We start from the raw sequence: 22,071 nt of genomic DNA on the forward strand, positions 1-22,071 counted from the left end.
TTCAGCATATGGGTGACGTTGCGATACAGCCGATCCTTTGTAACTTAACTGTATCATCCCGCGCCTTGATAATCAATATGTCACCCCAGGTATTCATTTGGTCAGGTAACCCGCATCTCTTCCGACTGCTGATCGGTCTGATTCTGTGCTGCCGGGCCGGAATGGGAGTGGCGCAACAGTTTTCCGACCGAAATTATGGGGTCTACGACGGTCTTTCCTACGTCCATGTATCGGGGTTGCATCAGGATCGGGTCGGTCGGATCTGGATTGGAACCTACTTTGGACTCAACTTCTTCAACGGGGTCGTGCCGATTATCAACCAACGCCAGATACCGGAGCTGCCCGACGGAGGTGATAACATTACCGACTCCCCCGACGGAACGGTTTGGGCCTGCGCAGGTAACCGGCTGTTTCGAATGAACAACATTACGTCTACGGGTCTGAATGTAAAGGAGTTTTCGGTGAACTACGGGCGGAAAGAACCGGTGCAGCAAGTCGTTTTTATGACCGCCGATCATGAAAATAACCTCTGGTTTTCAGCCCGGACCAGTCAGGGCAGTGTCGGTCAACGGCTTTACAGCTGGGAGAACGACCGGATGGGGGACGTGACCAAACGGTATTTTACCAACCCGGAACAACGCTTCCGGGGTATCCTGACCGACTGGCCCAATCGACGTATTCTGTTTTTGACGGAGGAAGGGCGGTTATGGGAACTGAAAAACAGGAAGTTGACGCTGATTGTGGATCAACTCCCGCTGGACCAGCTTCTGGCTGATCCGGCGGGACGGTTCTATGCGATGGCCGGAGCTACCGTCTATCGAATTGAAGGTCAAACGGTCAGTAAGGTGTACGATGTTCCGGTACCGGCTTCGGAATTAGCGGTTTGCGCCATCGGTCTGAATGGTGAACTGGCTTTTCAGAAAGCAGCGGGTGATCGGGATTTGTGCTGGTTTGATGGAAAAACCGTCACCAATTCACACATCAGTTCTTCAGCGGTCAACCGCCTGCTGTTCGACCGGCGGGGCGATTTGTGGGCGGGTACGTCACACGACGGGCTGGTGCAGATCAAGATGAGCGGCTGGCAGTATTTCGATGAATCGGAAGGCTGGCAGGAAGAAACCAACAACATTGGGGAAGACCGAAACGGCGAAATCTGGTTTGCATCCTGGGGGCAGGGCCTAAGCCGTCTGGGTGCCTACGGCGTCGTGCGGGACCGGACGTATCGAAAATCGTTGCCTGCGGACCATTTTCACCCGACGAGCTGGATGGATGCCGACGGAAACCTGCTGCTGGTGGCCGAACCCCGCAAAGGCGTCTACCGATTCGATGGGGGGCAATACCGGCTTTTGCCCGGTTCTGATACCGCCACGCTGGCGCTGGGCTTCTATGATGACGTTCGGCGGAATCGGTATCTGATCGTTTCGAGCTACAATTTGTTTATTTATAACCGCCAAACCCTGGCTCTGACGACTATCATCCGGTTGCCGCCCGACCTGTACGGAAATATGGAAACCGATGCGCTTGGACGATTCTGGATTTGTGGTCTGGATAAGTCCTTGTTGTGGGATGGCCGGAGCCGTTCTTTTGAACCGTTGACCCAACAAAACGGGAAGCTGCCGACGCGAGTTCTGGCCGAAGTAAAGCGCGATAAACGCGGTAACCTATGGCTGGCATCGGGTGACGGACTCTGGTTCTATGATTATAAGAAATACCGGCACATTGCCCCCGCCTTCATTCAGCGCACCATCACCTACTGCCGACCGCTGGGCCGGTTTCTGATGGTAGGCACACTGGAAGGACTCTATGTGTTCGATATGGAAAGGTTTTACGAAACCGGCGAAGAGTGGGTGGCTTATTTCGACCGGGAAAACGGGTTTCGGGGCAGCCAGTGCATTTTCAACGGCATTCTGCTTGACTCACGCGGACGGTTGTGGGTAGCCACGCGCGACCGTATGATGATGATTTCCGAAAGACGGCTTTTTCAGTTGTTAAAACCCGTGCCAACCGGTATCCAGGCGTTTCGGGATATGCGTTCCGGACAGGTTGTCAAACCTGCCAGGGGTGCCATTTCTTTTGAATCCAGCCAGAATGACCTGGAAGTTCGGCTGCTGGAGCCCGGCCCGGCGGGGTTGCTGGCAAGTACGTCCTACCAATACCGGCTGGAACGCCTGGATGGTAACCCAACCACTCCGGAATGGTCGGAGCCTGTCCGGGAAAACTTTTTTACCCTGCAAAATCTGACCGACGGTTCCTATCGGCTGACCATTCAGGTCTTACGGGCGGAAGGCTTATGGAACACGCGCCCGCTTGTGCAGGAGTTTCGGATAGCCCCGCCCTGGTACGCTACGTGGTGGTTCCGGACGCTGGTGATTCTGGCGGTTGTCGGGGCGGTATTCTACTGGCGTTTGCGGCAGGTGCGGCTAGCGGCCCAACGGCGGTTAAACCGGCTCCAGATTCAACGCCGGATGTCGCAACTGGAAGTGGAAGCGGCTAATCGCGAGAAGCAGGAGTCCGAAATCCGGCGAAAACTGGCCGAAGCCAGCCGGGCGCGGGCGTTGCTGGAGGTAAAGGCCATTACCAACCAGATTGATCCGCATTTTGTCGCCAATTTTCTGACGGCCATTCAGTCGATTACCTACGAAGCCGACCCGGATACGGTGGTGAGTTACCTGGCAAAATTCGGTTCGATTTTCCGGAATCAGTTGATGAGTAAAAGCCGGGTTTTCTGGACGCTGCGCGAAGAACTGGAGTTTGTTCAGAATTACCTCGACCTGGAACGGCTGCGTTTTGGCGACCGAATCCGGTTTACGGTGGAGGTCTTGGAAGGGCTTCCGATGGACACAAACCTACCGAAAATGCTGATTCAGGGTTACGTTTCGAACGCCATTAAACACGGTCTGGAACACAAGCCCCAGGGTGGAACCGTCAGCATACGGGTTTGTCAGTCCGACGAGTATTTAAAGATCCAGGTAGAGGACGACGGGGTGGGGCTGGAGAAAGCCCGGCAATACCGGCGTCGGAGTACGGGCCGTGGGCTGGACATCAATCAGGCGGTTTTTGACCAGTTGAATCAGTTTAATGAAGTGAAAAGCTCCCAGCAGATCATCGACCTGACCAATCCTAAAGCCGGCATTTCGGGCGTACGGCAGGAAGCCCACATTCCACTGTACCCGGTGTTGCCGCCGGAGGAGGTCACGGTCGATTCTTAATTTCTTTTGATCCCTGCTTTATGAATCCATTAATTGTAAAATCAGTCATTATTGACGATGAGCTTCCGGTTCGGCGTACCCTGCGTAGTATGCTGACCTCGTTGCCGGAAGTAAGTGTGGTCGGCGAAGCCAGCAATGTAACCGAAGGGCTGGACCTGATTACGGAACAGAAACCGGACCTGATCTTTCTGGACATCAAGATGCCTATCCGAAGCGGATTTGAACTGCTGGATGAACTGACGCTACAACAGCAGTTTTACGGTGTTATTTTCGTGTCGGGGTACCCGGACGATGCTCTGACCGCCGTGCAGAAAGCCGCCCCGCACCTGCACTCGGACTTTGTGGTGAAACCCATCGACCCGCTGATTCTGAAAGAAAAATTCCGGCTGTTCTACAACAAATGGCGGGCCGACAAAGAGCATGAGATCGAACTGACGGCGCAGTTGGAAAAGGTATTCAGCCAGAATCCGGAGTCGGCAGCCCTGTCGGGTCCACGGTTTCTGACGTTTCAGAATTCGGTTGCGCTGCATCGCATCGAGGTGGCCGACATCATGTACTGCGAATCGGCCAATAAACAGATCAACGTATATTGCTCCAGACAGGAGCATTTGAACGTTCCAAACCTGACGCTGGATTCGCTCGAAAAACTGCTGCCGGCAGATCACTTTATCCGGATCGGTAAAAGCCACATTCTGAATAAAGGAGCCATCAGCTACCTCGAAAAAGGCGCCCGGCCCAAGTGCCGTCTTGTTCTCGGCAACCGCATCCGCGAACTGCTCATTTATGCCAGCAACGTCTGGAAGGTCGAGGAAAGTTATTTGTAAGTATACGACGGCTTTGTAAAGAGCCTGTCGGGAAGCACGACTAAAGGCATACTTCAACCGTTATATGCCTTTAGTCGTGCAGGGGTTTGATTACCAGTTTGGATTCTGGGTCATTTTCGGATTGGCGTTAATTTCGGCCAGTGGAATGGGCCACAGATAATCGCGCTGCGGATTAAACTTTCGCTGTTCGACCGCCACCGGTTTTCCGGTTGCGGGATCGACGGCCCCGTATACCGTACCGTTCAGCACTTGTTCCCCAATTTTCCACCGGCGGATGTCGTAAAACCGTTGTCCTTCAAAAGCGAGTTCAACCTGCCGTTCGCGCCGGATGAATTCCCGCATTTTAGCCTGAGAGTTATACACTTTGGTATCAACGTTCGGCATACCGGCTCTTTTCCGAATCTGGTTCAGATAACGAAGCACATCCGGGTTTTGCCAGTCGCCGGTTTCTATCAGCGCTTCCACGTAATTCAGCAGGACCTCCGCGTAACGAATCACAAAAAAATCAAGCGATCCGTTTTCCTGATTGCTGATATCCCGCGCATCCAGCCATTTTTTAATCCAGAACCCGGTTTGGGTTGACTGGGTCTGACCAATCAAATCGATACTGGTTGTACTGAAGGGGTCCATTTTCCGGTTAAGAAACGTTTCGCCGGGTGTCAGAATGGAAGCCGTAAAGCGCGGGTCCCGGTTGTTGTTGTGATTCGGGTTTTTCGTGTAGATCGCCAGACTATCCGGTCCCAGTTCCTGCAATGTTTTCCCTTGCTTGGTTTCGTAGGTGTTCACGATGGCCAGGGTTGGGCTGGTAGTTGCGTTAGCACCTCCGAAGCTCTTGGGGGCCAGACGCAGAAAGGCCTGTCTTTGACCACTGCGAAAAAAGAAAACCCGTTCTTTATTGACCAGACCGGCGTAGCTAAACAGCGCGGCATAGCTGTTGATAGCCGGGTCAGCGCTCTGATAAAGCTCGTACACATTGAGGTCAATGACTTTTTTTGCCGTAACGGCGGCATTTTTATAATCGCCGATAAACATATACAGATTGGTCTGGATGGCGTAACACACTCCTTTGCTCATCCGGTACATATCGCTATCGGGATACCGCGCGGGTAAGACTTCCGCAGCCTTGTCCAGTTCGGAAATGATAAACGCCACCACCTCGTCCTGCGAGTTTCGCCCCACGTACTGCTCGGCGGGTGTTAAGGCATGATCGACGATGGCAATGGGGCCAAACAGCGTGAACAATTCAAAGTGATACCAGGCGCGCAACGCCCGGGCTTCGGCGGCATACCGTTCCTTCAGACTGGGGTCCTGCACATAAGCCTTCTGATAGTTTTCCAGAAAACGACAGGCGTTCCGGATCGAATTGTACCGATTCTGATAATGGGCCAGCGGAATGCCCGAAGAACTGGTTGCTGTCCCGAGCGTAAATACTTCAAAATCGGTGTAGTTGGCGCGGAAAACCGACTCGTCGGAAGCGCCCGACAGGTGGACCCGGGCATTGGAGTAAAAACCGTTGTAGATGATGACACCCGTAGGAACGCCCTCATACACTCTTTCCAGGGCGTTTCTCAGATCCGTTTCCAGGTTCCACCACTTGTCATCCGTCGTGGCGGTGGGGTTATCACGCTCCAGAAAATCCTGACAACCCGTTCCCATAAACAGGAAGACTACAGCAACAAAAATACGGATATTGGTTTTCATAGTCAGTTTTAGGTTAAGGTTTAAAACCGGATGTTCAGCCCCAGCGAATAGATTTTGAAAAGCGGGTGAGTGCCCTGATCCCCTTTGGTTTCCGGATCAATGATTTTCATCTGGGTGAAGGTCAGCGGGTTTTGGGCGTTGAAATAAATCCGGGCAGTCTTGACCCCAATACGGCTTGTGGCGGTTGCCGGAATCGTGTATCCTAATTGGATGTATTTCACGCGGGCAAAGGCACCGTTCACCTGCCAGAAATCGGAAAGCAGGCCGTTATTACCGGGCGCGGGCATCAGACGCGGAAAGCGGGCACCGGTATTTTCGGGAGTCCAGTAATCCAGGTGCCAGGTCAGGGGTGTGCCACCCTCGCCGGAAACGTTCAGCGGCAGGGCGATGCGTCCGGTATAAAAAGCCGCTACATTGCCAACCCCGGTCAGAAGGGCCTCAAAATCGAAGTTTTTGATTTTAAACGAAAGGTTTCCAAAATAATTTGCCAGCGGATCCGTCGGACCCAGCAGCACCCGGTCGTCGTTATTGATAACACCATCCTTATTGACATCCTCGTAACGAATGTCGCCCGTTTGCTGGCCCGAAAAAATGGGAATGCCCTTATCAATATCACCCTGCTGAATCAGGCCCATACTGCGGAAACCGTAGTATTCGGTTATGGCCTGGCCTTTGGCCCAGATATTATTTCCGTTGATGATCGGCGTTTCCTGCGATAGCTTCAGCCACTCGGAGCGGTTGCGGGAGTAGCCCAGATTGATGCTGAAACTGATGTCCTTTGCGACGGTTTTGGTATACCCCACTTTCAACTCCCAACCCGTGTTTTTTACGCTGCCAATGTTCAGCGGGCCGGTCAGGAGGGCGGAGGTGAGCGTCGGTTGCGGACTCAGAATCAGGTCGTCCGTTCGTTTGCTGTACCAGTCAAAGGTGACATCCAGTTGCCGGTCGAACAGGCTGAGGTCCCCACCAATGTCGATAATACCCACTTTTTCCCAGGTGATGTTGGGGTTGCCAATGGAGTTTTCCGTACCATTTCCGGTGTTGATGGTCGATTGGTACCGGTAAGGGGCAATCGCGTTATTACCGAGCTTTCCGTATGAACCCCTGATCTTAAATTGACTTAATGCCGGCAGGTCCTTCAAAAAGGCTTCATTGCTCACGTTCCAGCCCACGGCCATCGAAGGGAAGTTGCCCCATTTGCGGTTTGGCGCAAACAGCGACGAGCCATCCCGGCGCATCCCCAACTCCACCAGATACCGGTCGTTGTAACTGTAATAGGCTTTCCCGAAAAAAGAAATAAGGTTGATTTCCTGCCAGGCATCGGCATTGTTCATTTCCTGCGAATAACCGCCCAACACGTTCAGCCGGTGATTGCCGAAGTTTTTGGTGTAATCCAGGTTGCCACCCGCGTAGTAGTAGCTCGAACGGTTAGTTGGTCCGGCCGATTTGATGGTTCCGTAATCCCAACCGGCTTTGTCGTTTGTGAAATAATCGAAAAAGACGAAGGCTTCCCGGTCGGTTTTGTCCGCACCGGACGACACCCGGTAACTGAACTGGCCCTTCAGAGTCAGGTCCCGGTTGATATCCCATTTAGGGCGGAGGTTGATCAGCACCTCATCCCGAATCCGCTGCGTAATTCCTCCCTTCTCGACCTGCGCCAACGGGTTCCAGCTTTCGCCGTACGTTCCGTAGTACGAGTAGCCGGGCCGTTCGGGCTTTTCCGGAAATTTGGCCATGATGTTGGGGGGCGCCGTAAAAATCCAGTTCAGCAGGCGGGAGGTATTCCCGCCGTACGCATACGGCTCCATCTGCGCATCGCGTGAAGCAAACAAATCCATAAACACTACAATGTCCTTCCGCAAATCGACGCTGGTGTTGGCCCGGACGGTGGCCCGGTTAAACCCCGAATTAGTCACCAAACCGTCCTGTTTGAGGTAATTGGCCGACAATGAAAAACGGGCCGTGCTGTTTCCGCCCGATACCAGCAGGGCGTGCTGTTGCAGGGGCGACTGCTGTTTAAGCAATAACTTGCCCCAGTTGGTGTTTGGATTCCGGTTGGGATCGGTGCCGCTGGCGGTATTGGTAATCACTTCCTCCGAGTAAGTCGGGTCGCCCCCCGTATTGCGCCGGGCTTCGTTGACCATGCGCATATACGTGGGAGCGTCGACAAAATCAGGGGTGGATATAGGCGTCTGAATACCGTAAAAACCGTTGTACTGCACATCGACTTTTCCCGCAACGCCCCGTTTGGTCGTTATCAGAATAACGCCATTTCCGGCCCGGGCGCCGTAAACCGAAGCCGCTGCTGCATCTTTCAGAATGGAAATCGTCTCGATTGTGTTGGGGTCGAGCTTGTTCATGTCGAAGGGCACGCCATCCACCAGCACCAGGGGCGACGAGCCCAGCAGCGAGCCAATTCCCCGAATTTTGATCGAAGCGGCATCCCCGCCCGGTAAACCGGATCCCTGGGCCACGTTGATACCGGTGGTTCCGCCCTGCAAGGCCTGCGACAACTGGGTGATCGGTTTGTTGTTGACGTTGGACAAATCAACCGTGCTGACCGAACTCGCCAGGTATTTTACTTTCTGCTCCGAAAAACCCGTAACGACAATCTCGTTCAGGGCGTTAACATTTTCCTCCAGCGAAATCGTCAGGTTGCGTTCCCGGCCCGTTACGGTGTATTCCTTGGTTGTAAAGCCAACATACGAGAAAACCAGTAAATCACCGGCTTTTACTCCCATGTCAAAAAAGCCATCAACGTCGGTTGTTACACCCTGCGTGGTTCCTTTGACAATAACCGTAACACCGGGTAGCGGTCCCGGCGGTTCTTTCTGATCCAGCACCCGCCCCCGAATCCTGACGGTATCAAGGGCGGAGGTTTTGGCCACTACCGTAACGGCAGTAGGTTTTCTTGGCTTTAAAATGATATGGTTGTGAACAAGCCTGTAGGTAAAGGCCGATTTCTTAAGGGTTTGATCCAGCAGGGACAACACTTCTCCGGTTCTACTCTGAACCGTAACAGACTGATTGACATCAATTTCTTTATCGCTAAAGAAAAAACGGTATTCCGTCGTTTGTTCGATCAGTTTGATAAAGTCGCGCAGCAGCATCTGCTCGGGTTTTCGTCGGATCAGTTCGCGAACCGGGTCGGATTTAGCTTGTGCAAAACCAGCCTGCATCGTCAACAAGGTGACAAACAGTAGCTTTTGTATAATACGCAGGCTACTTCTACCGGAGTCGGTCATGTACTTGTGGTTCATAAAAAGTTGAGTTAGAAATGGAGTTGTTGCGAAAATTCGATCGGATGTTTACGCTAGCGAATCAGGAGGGTATCCTTCCGGATGGAATACTCAAAATCACTGCTGGCCTGAATGACCTGTAAAATCTCTTCAAGCGGTTCGTTCTCGTCGAAACTTCCGCTAAACGTTTCCTGTCGGTATTTCGGATTGGAAAAAATGATGTGGATATTGAATGTACGTTCGAGCCGCCGGGCGATGTCTTCAAAGGCCAGGTGTTTGAATTCGAGCTTACCCGTCGTCCAGCCGGTATGTTCCGTAGCATCGACGGCCTGGATGACAATGGGATCGCTCGTTTTCCGGACGGTGGCCGAAAAACCCGGCTTGAGAATGGAGAAATGACGGCTCCCCGCATGAGAAACGGCGACCTGCCCGCGCACCAGAATAACCCGCTGTTCGCTTTCAGATGGATAGGCATACACATTGAATGCCGTGCCCGTAACCCGTACGGTGGTGCGGTCGGTCTGTACAAAAAACGGTTTATCGGGCGACGATTGAACCTCAAAGAAGGCTTCCCCTTCCAGTTTTACTTCCCGCTTCCGGGAGTCAAACCGGGTTGGATAGCGGAGTTTCGAGCGGGCATTGAGCCACACAACCGACTGATCCGGCAGCACAATCCGACTGCGTTTTCCGGCTGGAGTTTCTACGATTTGGTAGCTGATTTCCGGCTGCAAACGGTTTTGATTAAAATACGCCAGAAAGGCCAGTCCGGTCACCAACAAAACGGCAGCCGCCACCCGCAGCCAGCGCCAGGGGGTAGTCTCCAGCGGTCGGATGGTTTGCTGATCCAGTTGCCGTTTAACGAGCTGCCAACGCTGCCGGGTGTACTCCACATCGGTCGCGTCTACCTTATCCATGCTGGCCATTGACCAGGCATTTTTGATCTGGATAAACAGGCGTTTATTGTCGGGCGATTCTTCCACCCAGCGCAGGAGTGTCTGGGCCTCGTCTTCGGAGAGTTCACGGGCCAGATATCTGGCAATTTGTGTAGCGTTCATAGCGTGCCGATTTGTACGTAAAAACAATGCAACCGGCACGAACCCCTAGTTGGAGTAATAAAAAATAATCGATTTTTTATATTTAAAAATGAAGTACCAACAAGATCAGAGGGCTAAATAAGGAGGTGTGTAGGGGATCTTGTTGAAAATAAATGTCTTATAAAATAAACCGCAAGGGTTTATAATTCCTGTTCAAGTAGAAGAATCACCATGCCCATATACGGTTTTAATTTATGCCGCAGGACGGATAGGGCCTTTCCAATATGGTTTTCAACGGTTTTCTGGGAGATATTCAGCTGGTCGGCAATTTCTCTGTGCGAAAGATGTTGAAAACGACTCATCCTGAACACCTGACGGCATTGGGCCGGGAGCGAATCAATAGCCGCCTGGATGGCATCCTCCAATTCCTGGAACGTCAGCCAGTTTTCGTCAATGTGCTGAAGTGCCTGCTGATTCAACTCCAGTTCAGCCGACCGGCGCACTTTATGATGAAAACTTTTGAGGTAATTCAGGCATTGATTACGGGTCAGGGTTAGAAGATACCCGTTGATATTGCTATGATCGTCCAGCTCTTCGCGTTTACGCCAGAGCGTAAGCAAAACCTCCTGTGCAATATTGCGGGCTTCTTCCCAATCTGAAATGTAGGAATAAGCGAAGTTGACCAATCGGGGGAAGTAATCATGAAAGATTTGCTCAAAGGTGACCTTACAGCCTTCTTTCAAATCCAATACTTCTTTATTTCCTATTGGCTTGATCACGGAGGTTGGTTTGTTTAAAAAGATGTCGAAATATAAAAATTGGCGCTTTTTTTTGAAACATATCTTTGTGAATAAAAGCCTGCCTAGATATATTAATTTCGTTCTTTCCAATTAAAACGGCGATGGCTGTCCAATCGGACGAGCCACCGCCGTTTCCAGTTTTTAGGATAGGGTAATTACCAACCCGGGTTTTGTTGCAGCGCTGGATTCAGCGCCAGTTCATTAACGGGCAACGGCCAGAGATAATCCTTGGCGGGATCAAACTTCCGGAAGTTGGCAGCCTGCACAATGATGTAATTATCCGGCGTCAGGTTTACCGTGGATGAGACATACTCCGATTTAAAGAAGTAGTTGCCCAGTACGGGTTTAACCAGTTCGGTCTCGGCGGTTTTCCAGCGGATCAGATCCCAATACCGGAAGCCTTCCTGTGCCAGTTCGACCCGGCGCTCCCGGCGGATTTCGTCGCGCAGGTTCAGGCCGTTGGCCGCGGCCAAGGCGTTGGTCAGTTTGGCTACGCCACCTCTGGCCCGCAGCCGGTTGATGGTCAGGTCCAGGTCCGCATCGCTGATGGCACCGTCCAGTTCGTATTTGGCTTCGGCATACGTCAGCAGCACTTCGGCATACCGCAGCAGCGCCCGGTCGGTGGTCGATGCCTGCGTATTCCAGTCGTCGATGTTGGCGTATTTCCGGAACGTAAAACCGGTTTTGTTGAACACCAGGTTGGCGATATCAAAAATGGGTTTGGTGGTCATGTACGGATCACCAGCCTTCATAAAGGTTGCACTCATGCGGGTATCGCGGTCGGTAAAAACGTCCACCGATTTCACCGGCGCTTTGTACAGGGGCGATTTCGAAACCGGCAAACCGTCTTTCATCAGGTAGGAATCCGCCAGACTTTTCGTGGGGTTCATGTTGCCCGTTTCCAGGCTGCCCCGGTAATAGTTGTGGGTAGATACCCGATCCGTGTTCGATACGCCGTATTGCCGCACGATGATGTTCTCGCGGTTTTGCCGCCCTTCGCCAGCCAGTTGAAACAGGTCAAAATAATTGCCGAACAGATCGTGTTCCTTGCTATCCATTACGGCTTTTGCGGCATTAACGGCCAGCGTCAGGTGGGTGTTTGGGTCGCCGTATTTGTGGTATTTGGCCCGGGTTCCTTCAAACAGCGCCACCCGCGCCTTAAACGCCAGGGCCGCCGTGTTCGAAATCCGTCCGTAATCGGCGTTTCCCAGAGCCGTGGGAGTTGGCAGTTTGGCAATTGCAAAATCCAAATCCTCGTACATCTGTTTAAAGATTTCGTCCCGGCTGGCGGCAGGCTGGGTCAGTTCGGGAGAGTCTTCGGTCAGAGTTTTAAGAATCAGAGGCACCGTGCCATATTTCTGCACCAGCGAATAATACCCCCAGGCCCGGAAGAAACGGGCTTCGGCCAGGTAGCGGTCCATCACAGCCGGACTGACCGCACCAGCGGCCCGGGGCGCTTTTTCCAGGGTGTTGTTGGCCGCCCGGATTAAGTTGTAGACATTGTTGTAATCATTCGTTGCCGTAGCCGGAGCCAGCCGCGAGCCGTCACTAATGTTATTGGCGGCCAGCCCAAAGGCGTCGTCCGACCAGTTATCTTCGGTATTAAAGCCCGGTAAAAACGTATACAGGTAGTTGTTGGCGAGTTTGATGTCGGATTCAGATCGCCAGAAGGTTTCGTCCGAAATGTTAGTTTCGGGCAATCGGTCCACTTCGCAGGCCGTCAGACACGCCAGGAGCGCCAACGTAGCAAAGCTGTTTTTTATAAGCACTTTCATTGATAAATCGATTTAAGATTTGTTGCTAATCAACTGTTAAAAAGATACGTTCAGGCCAATGGAAGCCGTGGCAAAAAACGGATAGTCGTTTTCGACACCGTCCCGGGTTTCCGGATCAAAATAGCCCTGGAAGGGGCCCAGCCCCGAAATAGTCAGGATATCCTGACCGGAGAAGAAAAACCGTGCCCGGGAAACGTTGATTCGCTGCGTCAGGGTGGCCGGCAACGTATAGCCGATTTGCAGGTTCTTTAACCGCATATAGCTGGCGTTCAGCGTCCATTTGTCGGAGGCCAGGTAATTGTGTGTACCACCGGTAAAGGGCCGCGGGTACAGCGCATCCTGATTTTCGGGGGTCCAGTAATCGCGGTGGATGGCCAGCGGCTGTTTCCAGGTCACCAGCAACGGAGCAACGGATTCGGCAGTTGAGCGGTAACTGCGCTTGCCCACACCCTGGAAGAACGCCGTAAAATCGAAGCCTCTCCACTGCGCCCCCAGCGTGATGCCGAACAGGTAGCGCGGGTTGGTCGTACCCAGAAAAATCAGGTCGCCGTGATCGGCTACGGTTCCCTTGCCCACGCTCAGGCGGCCATCGCCGTTCTGATCCACATACTTGACGTCTCCCACGTCGGTCCGGTTGTCCTGGAAAGCCCAGTTTTTAACTTCATCGGGCGATGTGAAATAACCCGTGGTCTGGTACCCCCAGATGGTATTGAGCGGATAACCTTCGATCAGCCCATTCGTTCCGGTGCTTACCACGTTGCGGTTCGAGAAGCTAACGAGTCGGTTGTTATTATCGGACACGTTGACTGCCAGTGAATACGTAAACTCCTTGCCAATGCGGTCGCGGTAGCGGATTTCCGTTTCCCAACCCCATGATTTCAGTTCGCCAATGTTCTTGCGGGGCGTACCAATGCCGATGGTGGCCGGCAGTTGCTGGGCCGTCAGCATGTTGCGGTTAAACTTCACGTAGTAATCGCCACTGAACTGGAGCCGGTTCTGGAAAAAGCCGAGATCCAGACCGCCGTTGGTCGTTTCGATGGTTTCCCACGACAGGGCCGCCGATGGAATGGAACCCTGGTAAATGTAGGACGTCCGGGAGTCGCCCAGAATCAGGTTGTTGCCCCGGCTCAACTGGCTGAGGTAATCGTAATAACCGATGGCATCGCCCAGGGCGCCCCCCAGACGGCCCCACGATCCGCGCAGTTTCAGCTCAGACACAAACGGCACGGCGTCGCCAAACCACGACTCCCGGTGTACATTCCAGCCCACCGAAGCTGCCGGGAAAACTTTCTGCCGCATACCGGGTGCCAGCTTGGAACTTTCATCGAGCCGGATGGTGGCCTCAAACAGGTACTTATCGGCGTAATTGTAATTAAACCGCCCAAATATCGACTGAAACGCGTACGTCCGGATGGTCTGGCCGTTGGTCTTGGTTTTATCGTCGCCCAGGTTCAGCGTCGGAAGATCGTTGCTCACCAGGTTGGTAGCCCTCGACCAGGCGTTGTCTTCCCGGTAATTTTCCCACTGATAGCCTGCAAACAGGCCGAAATTATGATTCTCGCCTACTTTGAAGTCGTAGTTGGCCAGGAATTGCAGGTTCGTATTCTTGGTTAACTCGTTGTCAAGCTGATAGGAATTAATCTGGTTGACGTAACCCGCCACCTTCGATTTAGCCCACAGGGGAACGGTGCGGTAGAAAAGCTGGCGATCACCCCGGCGGTATTGCGTTCCGGCCACCGCCCGCAGTTGCAGCCCCTTGACGAAATTAGCCGCCGTCAGGGTAAAAACACCGTCGAAGAAGTTGCGCGCGTAGTTGTTGTAACCTCCTTCGGCCAGAGAAGCGTAGGTGTTGTTCGCTGAGTTGTACCGGCCTTCGGGCGTAAACATGGGGTTCCGGGTGCGGAAACGGTATACCTGATACATCAGGCCACTGTTGTTCGCGTCGGCAGCGGGGCTCTTGGTCCGCTCATTCGAGTACGACAACCGGCTGTCCAGCGAAAGGTGTCTGGTCAACTGAGAGCCTAGATTCACCCGCAGGTTATACCGTTTGTAGTTGTCGGGGCCGACCTTAAAAACGCCCTGCTTGTTGTAATAACCGCCCGAAACCAGGAAGTTCAGCTTGTCCGTACCGCCCCGCGCCGTGATGTTGTGGGTCGACATGGAGGTATATTTGCGCAGAACGCTGTTGGCAATCGGCTCCTGGTTGAAGTACAGGTATGTGCTGGTATCGGCCGGATTGATGGCGTAGGGAACCCCGTTACGGATGTTCTCCATTTCAAAATCCGTATACTCCGGTGCACTTCCCGAATTGACGCGGGCCAGGTTGGAAAATTCGGCTTCTTCCAGCAGCGACATCCGGCCCGGAATGTTGATGCCCCAGTCAATCCCCTGTTGGGCCAGGTAATCAAACGTTACTTTTCCGGCTTTGCCTTTCTTGGTCGTAATCAGAATAACCCCACCAGCCGCCTGAGCGCCGTAGATGGCGGCAGCCGCGGCATCTTTCAGTACGCTGATGCTTTCCACATCGTTGGGATTCATGGTTTGCATGGTCGAGATGGGCACACTCACCCCGTCGAGCAGCACCAGGGGGTTCACGTTTCCGTTGGCCGAGGTCGCGCCCCGGATCTGGATGGCAATATTATCGCGACCGGGCTGACCATTCTGGCGGGTGATGATCAAACCGGGTGTGACGCCCTGAAGGCCATTCGCCAGGTTAGGAGAAGGGCGGTTTTCGAGGGCCTTTGATTCAACCGTCGAAACGGCACCGGTCAGGTTGACTTTTTTCTGCACACCGTAGCCGACCACAACCACTTCTTCCAGACTTTTGTCGTCAACCGCCAGCGGAATGTTGACAACCGACCGATTGCCAACGGTAATTTCCTGCCGCTGGTAGCCCACAAAGCTGATAACCAGCACGGCTTTTTCATCCGGAACCACCAGTTTATACTCGCCGTTGGCGTCGGTGGTGGTTCCACGGGTCGTACCTTTTACGGCGATACTTACCCCGGGTAAGCCTTCGCCTTTTTCGTCGGTTACCTTGCCGGAGATCGGCTGTTCGGCCGCAACGACCAGGCGCCGTTCGGGTTTACCTAAACCGTTTGCTTCAGCCAGAATAGGGGCCGTGACCACGATAAACAGGGGCACAACGGAGGTTTTCAGTAGCCTGGGCAGCCAACTGAAATAGGAAACATTACTTTTCATACGAGAACATCAGGTAAAGGTTTATACGTGTTAGAATGCGCAGTTTTCCTGCGGGTCAAGGTGTATTGACAGGTTGTTTGAATTGAAAAAATATACGTAAGTGTATCAACAGACCAAGGCTTGTGGTACCGTTTGGATAAGACGGTCTTTCGCCCAACGAGACTGACGCAGCAATGCCTTCAAAACGGTAATTTCAAAGGCGGTTGGTGCTGTAGCGAGTTAGTAAGCAGCGAGTTGTGACTCATCAAGTGAAGGGCGCTTTCATGATCTTTCCGGGAGCGAAGTTTGTAAAGGAAACCTTTGCAAGTGCCCGCACCACTTTCGGGGTTAGGTTGGTAATCTTCTTTTTGTACTGACAAAGTAGCTTATTCCAATCTCCTACTCTATCACTTATATGATTATACTGAGATAGTATTTAACGGAAGTGGTAATGCTACTATCGGGTCGGGGAGGGCGCATTTTTTAACGCAACGAGCGGCTATTTTTAGAGGTTCGGCATGGGGAGCGGGCAAATAAATAGGGTGGATTAACCGACGGCGCAGCAAATGGCTACTCCATTGATTAATCCACCCTACAGTCGGAAGTCAGGTTCCGGTTTAGCGGGTTTTGGTTGTATTTTTACTGTCCGGTCAGAATTTTGTTGGTCACCTCCTGATTGATGGTGATATAACCGGGATAGTCAATTTTTTTGTTGCCCAGCGCCAGCGTAGGTTTGATTTTGATGGTCAGAACCGACGGTTTGGTGTTGTTGGTGCCACTCATGTTCCGAACCAGATCCGTAAAGGCCGACCGCGTTTTGTCGTCCGTGAGCAACTGATAGGCATTGGCATTCAGTTTAATCGGGACACGCGTGCTACCGCCCCCCGGTGCTACTTCGATGCGCTGGTTGATAAAGCCGTTGAAGAGTTCCTGATCTGCCAGTTGAATTTTATACTCCAGCTGGTTGATGGCGGCTACTTTATTGGTCGGATTGGTGATGTCGATATTGAGCCGGGCGCTCAGCGGAATGCTTTTGGACAGCAAACCGGCGGCAATTTGCGGATACCGCATCGGGTTCAGATCTTCCATATTTCTCAGCTTACGGATATCAATTCCGGACAGGTAAACGCTGTCGGCCGATGCGATGTTGAATTTACAGTCGCCCAGGGCTTTCGCCTGCGAGAGCTGCCGGTTGACGGTACACTGGTTAAAAAGCAGCGCAAAAGCCGAAATAGCCACAAAAAAGACGAGTTTTTTCATTCCTTGTTATTCGATTAGGTTGTACTGACGTTAGATAGACGAAAAAGTGATTGGTTTAGTTTGGAAAAAAATAGATTCATCCAGCTTCTGGCGTAAACAGGTTGTGGTTTTGGCTGCTCTTTGGCAACCGGGTTGCCGTTTCGTCCGGCGAAAAAACACATTCCCCGCTATTTCGGGCGTTTTTCAGTGCATAAAATTTTGTGGTCCATTGTTTTGGTGATATATTTATACGTAAAGCTGGTTCGGGTTAGGAAATGGCCCGAAAATTTTGTATTTTTACTATCTGAAAACGTCTTTTTAAACGTCTTTCCTATAACAATTCCGGAAAACGGAAGTATACTGGTTGCATTCTATGACAAACGAATTAATTGAAACCGACATCACACCAGAAGGTCACGTACAAGGCGATTATGGAGCTAGCAACATCCAGGTTCTGGAAGGGCTTGAAGCCGTCCGGAAACGACCGGCTATGTACATTGGTGATGTGGGAGTCAAGGGATTACACCACCTGATCTGGGAGGTAGTCGATAACTCGATTGACGAAGCCTTGGCTGGCTATTGCGACACCATCCACGTAACGATTAACGAAGACAATTCTATCACCGTACGCGATAACGGACGGGGAATTCCGACGGGAATGCACAAAACCGGCAAGTCGGCCCTGGAAGTGGTTATGACGGTCCTGCACGCCGGTGGTAAATTTGATAAAGATACTTATAAAGTTTCGGGTGGTCTGCACGGTGTGGGCGTTTCCTGCGTAAATGCTCTGTCGACGTCGTTGCGGGTGGAAGTACACCGCGAAGGCAAAGTATTCGAACAGGAGTACAGCATCGGTCATCCGTTGTACAATGTTCGGGAAATCGGCACCGCCAGCGATACCGGTACCATCGTGCGCTTTAAGCCCGATGAGTCCATTTTCACCGAAACCGTTTACAAATACGATACGGTGGCCAGTCGTCTGCGCGAACTGGCCTTCCTCAATAAAGGAATCCGGATTACCCTGACGGACCTGCGCGATACCAACGAGCAGGGCGAACCGCTCAAAACAGAGTTTTATTCGCAGGGTGGCTTGATCGAATTTGTGAAATACCTCGACGAAAACCGCCCGTCGCTGGAAGGGATGCAGCCGATCTACATGGAACGGGAAACCGGCTCAACGCCCGTTCAAGTCGCGATGGTGTATAACCTTGAAGCAGGCGAAAATATTTCCTCGTACGTCAACAACATCAACACGATTGAAGGCGGTACGCACGTGCAGGGTTTCCGCACGGCACTGACCCGGATTCTGAAGGCTTATGCCGAGCGTAATGCGCAGGTATTGGGGAAAAACGCCGGTAAAGTAACCTTTGACGGCAGTGACTTCCGCAAGGGGCTAACCGCCGTAATTTCGGTGAAAGTAGCCGAGCCGCAGTTTGAAGGCCAGACCAAGACGAAGCTGGGAAACAGCGACGTGGTGGGGGCTGTTAGCTCAACCGTGGCTGAAATGCTTGAAATGTGGCTGGAAGAACACCCGAAAGAAGCCCAGTCGATCATTCGCAAGGTGTTGATTTCGGCCCAGGCCCGGATTGCTGCCGATCTGGCCTACAAACGCATCATGACCGACCGCAAGGACTTCATGAGCGGTATGGGGCTGCCCGGCAAACTGGCCGACTGCTCGGATACCAACCCCGAAAACTGCGAAATCTACCTCGTGGAAGGGGATTCCGCCGGTGGTTCCGCCAAGCAGGGACGAAACCGGGCGTTCCAGGCTATTCTGCCGTTGCGGGGTAAAATCCTGAATGTCGAAAAGGCGCTGGAGCACAAGATTTACGAAAACGACGAGATTAAGAACATCATTACGGCACTCGGGGTCCGTTTTGAACGCGTTAACGGCGAAACCGTGATGAATCTGGAACGGCTGCGGTATCATAAGGTTATTATCATGACCGATGCCGACGTTGACGGTAGTCACATCCGGACGCTGATTCTGACCCTGTTCTTCCGGCACATGCGGACGCTGATTGAGAACGGTTTTGTCTACATCGCTCTGCCGCCTTTGTATCTGGTAAAGAAAGGGAAGGAAGAACGGTATTGCTGGACAGAGCCGCAACGCGAAGCCGCCGTTCGGGAACTGGCTGGATCGGGCCGGGAGGAGAACGTAGGAGTGCAACGCTACAAAGGTCTGGGTGAGATGAACCCCGAACAGTTGTGGAGCACAACAATGGACCCCGACAAACGGAGCCTTAAACGGGTGACCATCGAGTCAGCCGCCGAAGCCGACCACGTCTTTTCGACCCTGATGGGTGATGAAGTGGCCCCCCGGCGGGAGTTCATCGAACGAAACGCCAAATATGCGAAAGTGGATATATAGAAAAAGCGGGCTGACAGCCCGCTTTTTTTTTAGGGTAGATTTTTGAAACGCGGACTTATTTGAGTGTATAAGTGGTGAGCAGAGGCAAAAACTAAAAATTTCGTACGAAGTTTTATAATTGTACGTTATCGAATACAAACAGTCCACCCAACCTATGATTGGTAAAAATCCTTCAGAAAAAGATAATATAGACCGTAAGGGCTCTTTCGGGGGTATCTTCTCGTTTTTTTCGGGACGTAAAGTAACTTTACCGGCGGATTCAGAAGACGGTAAAGCCATGAAAATAAACGAAAAGCTGGCGAACGTAATCGGCCAGAGTAATTACATCAGCCGCGACCTCAGCTGGCTGAAATTCAATGCGCGTGTACTAGATCAGGCCCGTAACCCCGAACGGCGCCTGCTCGACCGGCTGAAATTTCTGGCTATCACGGCTTCGAATCTGGATGAGTTTTTTACCATCCGAATCGGCAGCCTGTATAATTATCTCGACTACGGAAAGGAACGCATTGACTATTCAGGGTTACGGGAAATCCCGTTTCGAAAAGCCCTGATGACGGCAGCCCAGCAATTCAGCAAAGAGCAACTGGCGGTATTCGGAGAATTGAAAGCGTCGTTCCAGGAGATCGATTTTCGATTTGTCGGCCTGGATGAGCTGACGGAAGAAGAGCAGGAGAAAGCGGTCGATTATTTTGACCGTACGATCTATCCCATGCTGACGCCGATGGTTTATGACTACACGCATACCTTTCCGGTCCTGCTGGCGAAAGTATTGATCTTCTGCGTGGTGACCCAGGACCCCAATCGCCCGGTCAAGGCCGGTGACGACGAGCACCAGCGGTTATCGTTTGTTCAGATTCCGGCCAATCTGCCCCGCTTTATGCAGTTTGAGCGGAAGGACGAAACCTGTTTTCTGCCTATTGAAGAAATTGTACGGCAGGAAATTAAGAAGCTGTATCGCAACGTTGACATTGTGGCGGTAAATCTGCTGCGGATTACGCGCAACGGGGATTTTACGCTGGAAGAAAGTGACGATCTGGAAACCGACTTCATTGACGAAATCAAGCAGAAAATCAAAAACCGTCGCCTGGGCCGCGTGGTTCGCGTGGAAATTGAACCCGATGCCTCGGAATGGATGGTCAATCTGCTCAAAAAAAAGTGGGAGATTGACGATTACAACCTGTTTGAAAACCACCTGCTGATCGATTACACGAGCCTCTGGCAGATTGTACGCAATCCGGAGTTCCGCGACGAATTAACCACGCCCCCCGCACCGGTTCCGGCTTTGGGAATCCATCGGGAAAAGAATACCGATATTTTTGAAATGATGAAGGAGCGCGACATTCTGTTGCATCATCCTTACAACAACTTCGAACCGGTCATTTCGTTGCTGGAACGAGCCGCCGAAGATCCGCACGTGCTGGCTATTAAACTGACCATCTACCGGTTGGCCAAACGTTCACGGGTGACGGAAGCCCTGCTGAAAGCCGCCGAAAACGGCAAACACGTTTCGGTTCTGTTTGAAGTAAAAGCCCGGTTTGACGAAGAAAACAACATCCGAGAGGCCCAGCGGCTCCAGAAAGCCGGTTGTTTTGTCATTTACGGCATCAGTAGTTTTAAAACGCATACGAAACTGCTGCTGGTGGTTCGGAGCGAAGGGCAGAAAGTGGTTCGGTATGCCCACCTGTCGAGCGGTAATTACAACGAGGAAACGTCCAAACTTTATACGGATATTGGTTTACTGACCACCGATGAGGTTTATACACATGATATTTCGGAATTCTTCAACGTAATAACCGGTCACTCGCGGCCCAATGATTATGAGTATTTGATCACGGCTCCGCGCGATATGCGGAAACAGCTCATTAAGCTGATTCAAAACGAAGCCGAAAATGCCAGACAGGGTATACCCAGCGGTATCTGCATCAAAATTAACTCGCTGGAGGACCAGGCAGTAATCGACGAATTGTATAAAGCATCGCAGGCAGGTGTGCCCATTCGACTCATCGTGCGCGGTATCTGCTGCCTGAGGCCCCATCGGCCCGGTTTAAGCGATAACATTACCGTCCGATCCATTGTTGGCGATTTTCTGGAGCATACCCGGTTGTTTTATTTTCACAACAACAACGAGCCTAAAATTTACGGCGGTAGCGCCGATGTCATGGTGCGCAGCTTTGACCGGCGAATCGAATCCCTGTTTTTGCTGGTTGACAAACGCGTGAAACAGCAGGCCATTCAAATTCTGGATTATAACCTGCGTGATAACATCAACGCGTATGAACTTCAGGAAGATGGCTCCTATACTAAATGTTGCGTGGAAGAAGGCATTGAGGAGCCCTTCAATATTCATAAGAAGTTTTTTGAAGTGACGCAGAAAGAAGTGATGCAGGCCAGGTTATTCGTTGACGAGAAACCGATGGAGTCTGAGCCGCCGGAAGGACAGTCTGAGCCTGCCGAAGAAATACATGAGTAAATCAAAAAGGCCGCTTCTGAGCGGCTTTTTTGATGACAGCCGGATTCCAGCCAGATTTTGATCATCGGAATGGCATTTAAAAATCAAATCTGCTTTCAGTCTGTTGTAGGGATCAGAGGGTGAAGGATCGGGTATGGCTGCCAGTTAAGTACTGTAACAGAGCAGAAAAACATGAAATTTCCAATTCGGTACCGGCCAAACCTTCGTATCTTCACAGGTTTTTTGTAAA

General features: G+C 52.0%; 11 protein-coding genes. 4 read left to right on the top strand and 7 right to left on the bottom strand.

The window, feature by feature from the left end:
* Positions 1-77: 77 nt before the first annotated feature.
* Both LX87_RS16850 and LX87_RS16855 read left to right on the top strand, forming a co-directional pair.
* Positions 78-3,209 carry a sensor histidine kinase gene (locus LX87_RS16850; protein ID WP_170139380.1) on the top strand — a complete coding sequence of 1,044 codons (3,132 nt, stop codon included), beginning with the start codon at positions 78-80 and terminating at the stop codon, positions 3,207-3,209.
* Between the two features lie 20 nt (positions 3,210-3,229).
* Positions 3,230-4,033 (top strand): LytR/AlgR family response regulator transcription factor, encoded by an 804-nt coding sequence (locus LX87_RS16855; RefSeq protein WP_111629440.1) that lies wholly within the window; start codon positions 3,230-3,232, stop codon positions 4,031-4,033.
* A 90-nt stretch (positions 4,034-4,123) separates the two neighbouring features.
* On the opposite strand, the gene LX87_RS16860 is transcribed toward LX87_RS16855, so the two are convergent.
* The 7 genes from LX87_RS16860 to LX87_RS16890 all read right to left on the bottom strand — a co-directional run bounded on the left by LX87_RS16860 (position 4,124) and on the right by LX87_RS16890 (position 17,022).
* The gene (locus LX87_RS16860) at positions 4,124-5,734 is read right to left on the bottom strand and encodes a RagB/SusD family nutrient uptake outer membrane protein (protein WP_111629441.1); all 1,611 of its coding nucleotides are present in this window, start codon (positions 5,732-5,734) and stop codon (positions 4,124-4,126) included.
* A 20-nt stretch (positions 5,735-5,754) separates the two neighbouring features.
* Positions 5,755-8,994, bottom strand: a complete 3,240-nt coding sequence (locus LX87_RS16865) for a SusC/RagA family TonB-linked outer membrane protein (RefSeq protein ID WP_111629442.1) — start codon at positions 8,992-8,994, stop codon at positions 5,755-5,757.
* Between the two features lie 53 nt (positions 8,995-9,047).
* Positions 9,048-10,028 carry a FecR family protein gene (locus LX87_RS16870; RefSeq protein WP_111629443.1) on the bottom strand — a complete coding sequence of 327 codons (981 nt, stop codon included), beginning with the start codon at positions 10,026-10,028 and terminating at the stop codon, positions 9,048-9,050.
* A gap of 179 nt (positions 10,029-10,207) precedes the next feature.
* Positions 10,208-10,786, bottom strand: a complete 579-nt coding sequence (locus tag LX87_RS16875) for an RNA polymerase sigma-70 factor (RefSeq protein ID WP_170139381.1) — start codon at positions 10,784-10,786, stop codon at positions 10,208-10,210.
* Positions 10,787-10,962: 176 nt separating this feature from the next.
* A complete protein-coding gene (locus LX87_RS16880; protein WP_111629445.1) occupies positions 10,963-12,582 on the bottom strand; it encodes a RagB/SusD family nutrient uptake outer membrane protein in 1,620 nt (539 codons plus the stop codon).
* A gap of 36 nt (positions 12,583-12,618) precedes the next feature.
* A complete protein-coding gene (locus LX87_RS16885) occupies positions 12,619-15,783 on the bottom strand; it encodes a SusC/RagA family TonB-linked outer membrane protein (RefSeq protein WP_111629446.1) in 3,165 nt (1,054 codons plus the stop codon).
* A gap of 618 nt (positions 15,784-16,401) precedes the next feature.
* On the bottom strand, positions 16,402-17,022 hold the full coding sequence (locus LX87_RS16890; protein ID WP_111629447.1) for an LEA/WHy family protein: 621 nt from the start codon (positions 17,020-17,022) through the stop codon (positions 16,402-16,404).
* 352 nt (positions 17,023-17,374) lie between these two features.
* Between LX87_RS16890 and gyrB the strand changes: the two genes are divergently transcribed.
* Together gyrB and ppk1 are read left to right on the top strand one after the other, a co-directional pair.
* Complete coding sequence (gene gyrB / locus LX87_RS16895) at positions 17,375-19,372, top strand: DNA topoisomerase (ATP-hydrolyzing) subunit B (RefSeq protein ID WP_111629448.1); 1,998 nt, start codon at positions 17,375-17,377, stop codon at positions 19,370-19,372.
* 277 nt (positions 19,373-19,649) lie between these two features.
* Complete coding sequence (gene ppk1, locus LX87_RS16900; RefSeq protein WP_229310701.1) at positions 19,650-21,842, top strand: polyphosphate kinase 1; 2,193 nt, start codon at positions 19,650-19,652, stop codon at positions 21,840-21,842.
* Positions 21,843-22,071: the final 229 nt, after the last annotated feature.

It is taken from the genome of Larkinella arboricola (assembly GCF_003259745.1).
GTDB lineage: Bacteria > Bacteroidota > Bacteroidia > Cytophagales > Spirosomataceae > Larkinella > Larkinella arboricola.

Coding starts and splice junctions, on each gene's coding strand:
- LX87_RS16850 (WP_170139380.1), top strand. CDS start 78: ATGTCACCCCAGGTATTCATTTGGTCAGGTAACCCGCATCTCTTCCGA.
- LX87_RS16855 (WP_111629440.1), top strand. CDS start 3,230: ATGAATCCATTAATTGTAAAATCAGTCATTATTGACGATGAGCTTCCG.
- LX87_RS16860 (WP_111629441.1), bottom strand. CDS start 5,734: ATGAAAACCAATATCCGTATTTTTGTTGCTGTAGTCTTCCTGTTTATG.
- LX87_RS16865 (WP_111629442.1), bottom strand. CDS start 8,994: ATGAACCACAAGTACATGACCGACTCCGGTAGAAGTAGCCTGCGTATT.
- LX87_RS16870 (WP_111629443.1), bottom strand. CDS start 10,028: ATGAACGCTACACAAATTGCCAGATATCTGGCCCGTGAACTCTCCGAA.
- LX87_RS16880 (WP_111629445.1), bottom strand. CDS start 12,582: ATGAAAGTGCTTATAAAAAACAGCTTTGCTACGTTGGCGCTCCTGGCG.
- LX87_RS16885 (WP_111629446.1), bottom strand. CDS start 15,783: ATGAAAAGTAATGTTTCCTATTTCAGTTGGCTGCCCAGGCTACTGAAA.
- LX87_RS16890 (WP_111629447.1), bottom strand. CDS start 17,022: ATGAAAAAACTCGTCTTTTTTGTGGCTATTTCGGCTTTTGCGCTGCTT.
- gyrB (WP_111629448.1), top strand. CDS start 17,375: ATGACAAACGAATTAATTGAAACCGACATCACACCAGAAGGTCACGTA.
- ppk1 (WP_229310701.1), top strand. CDS start 19,650: ATGAAAATAAACGAAAAGCTGGCGAACGTAATCGGCCAGAGTAATTAC.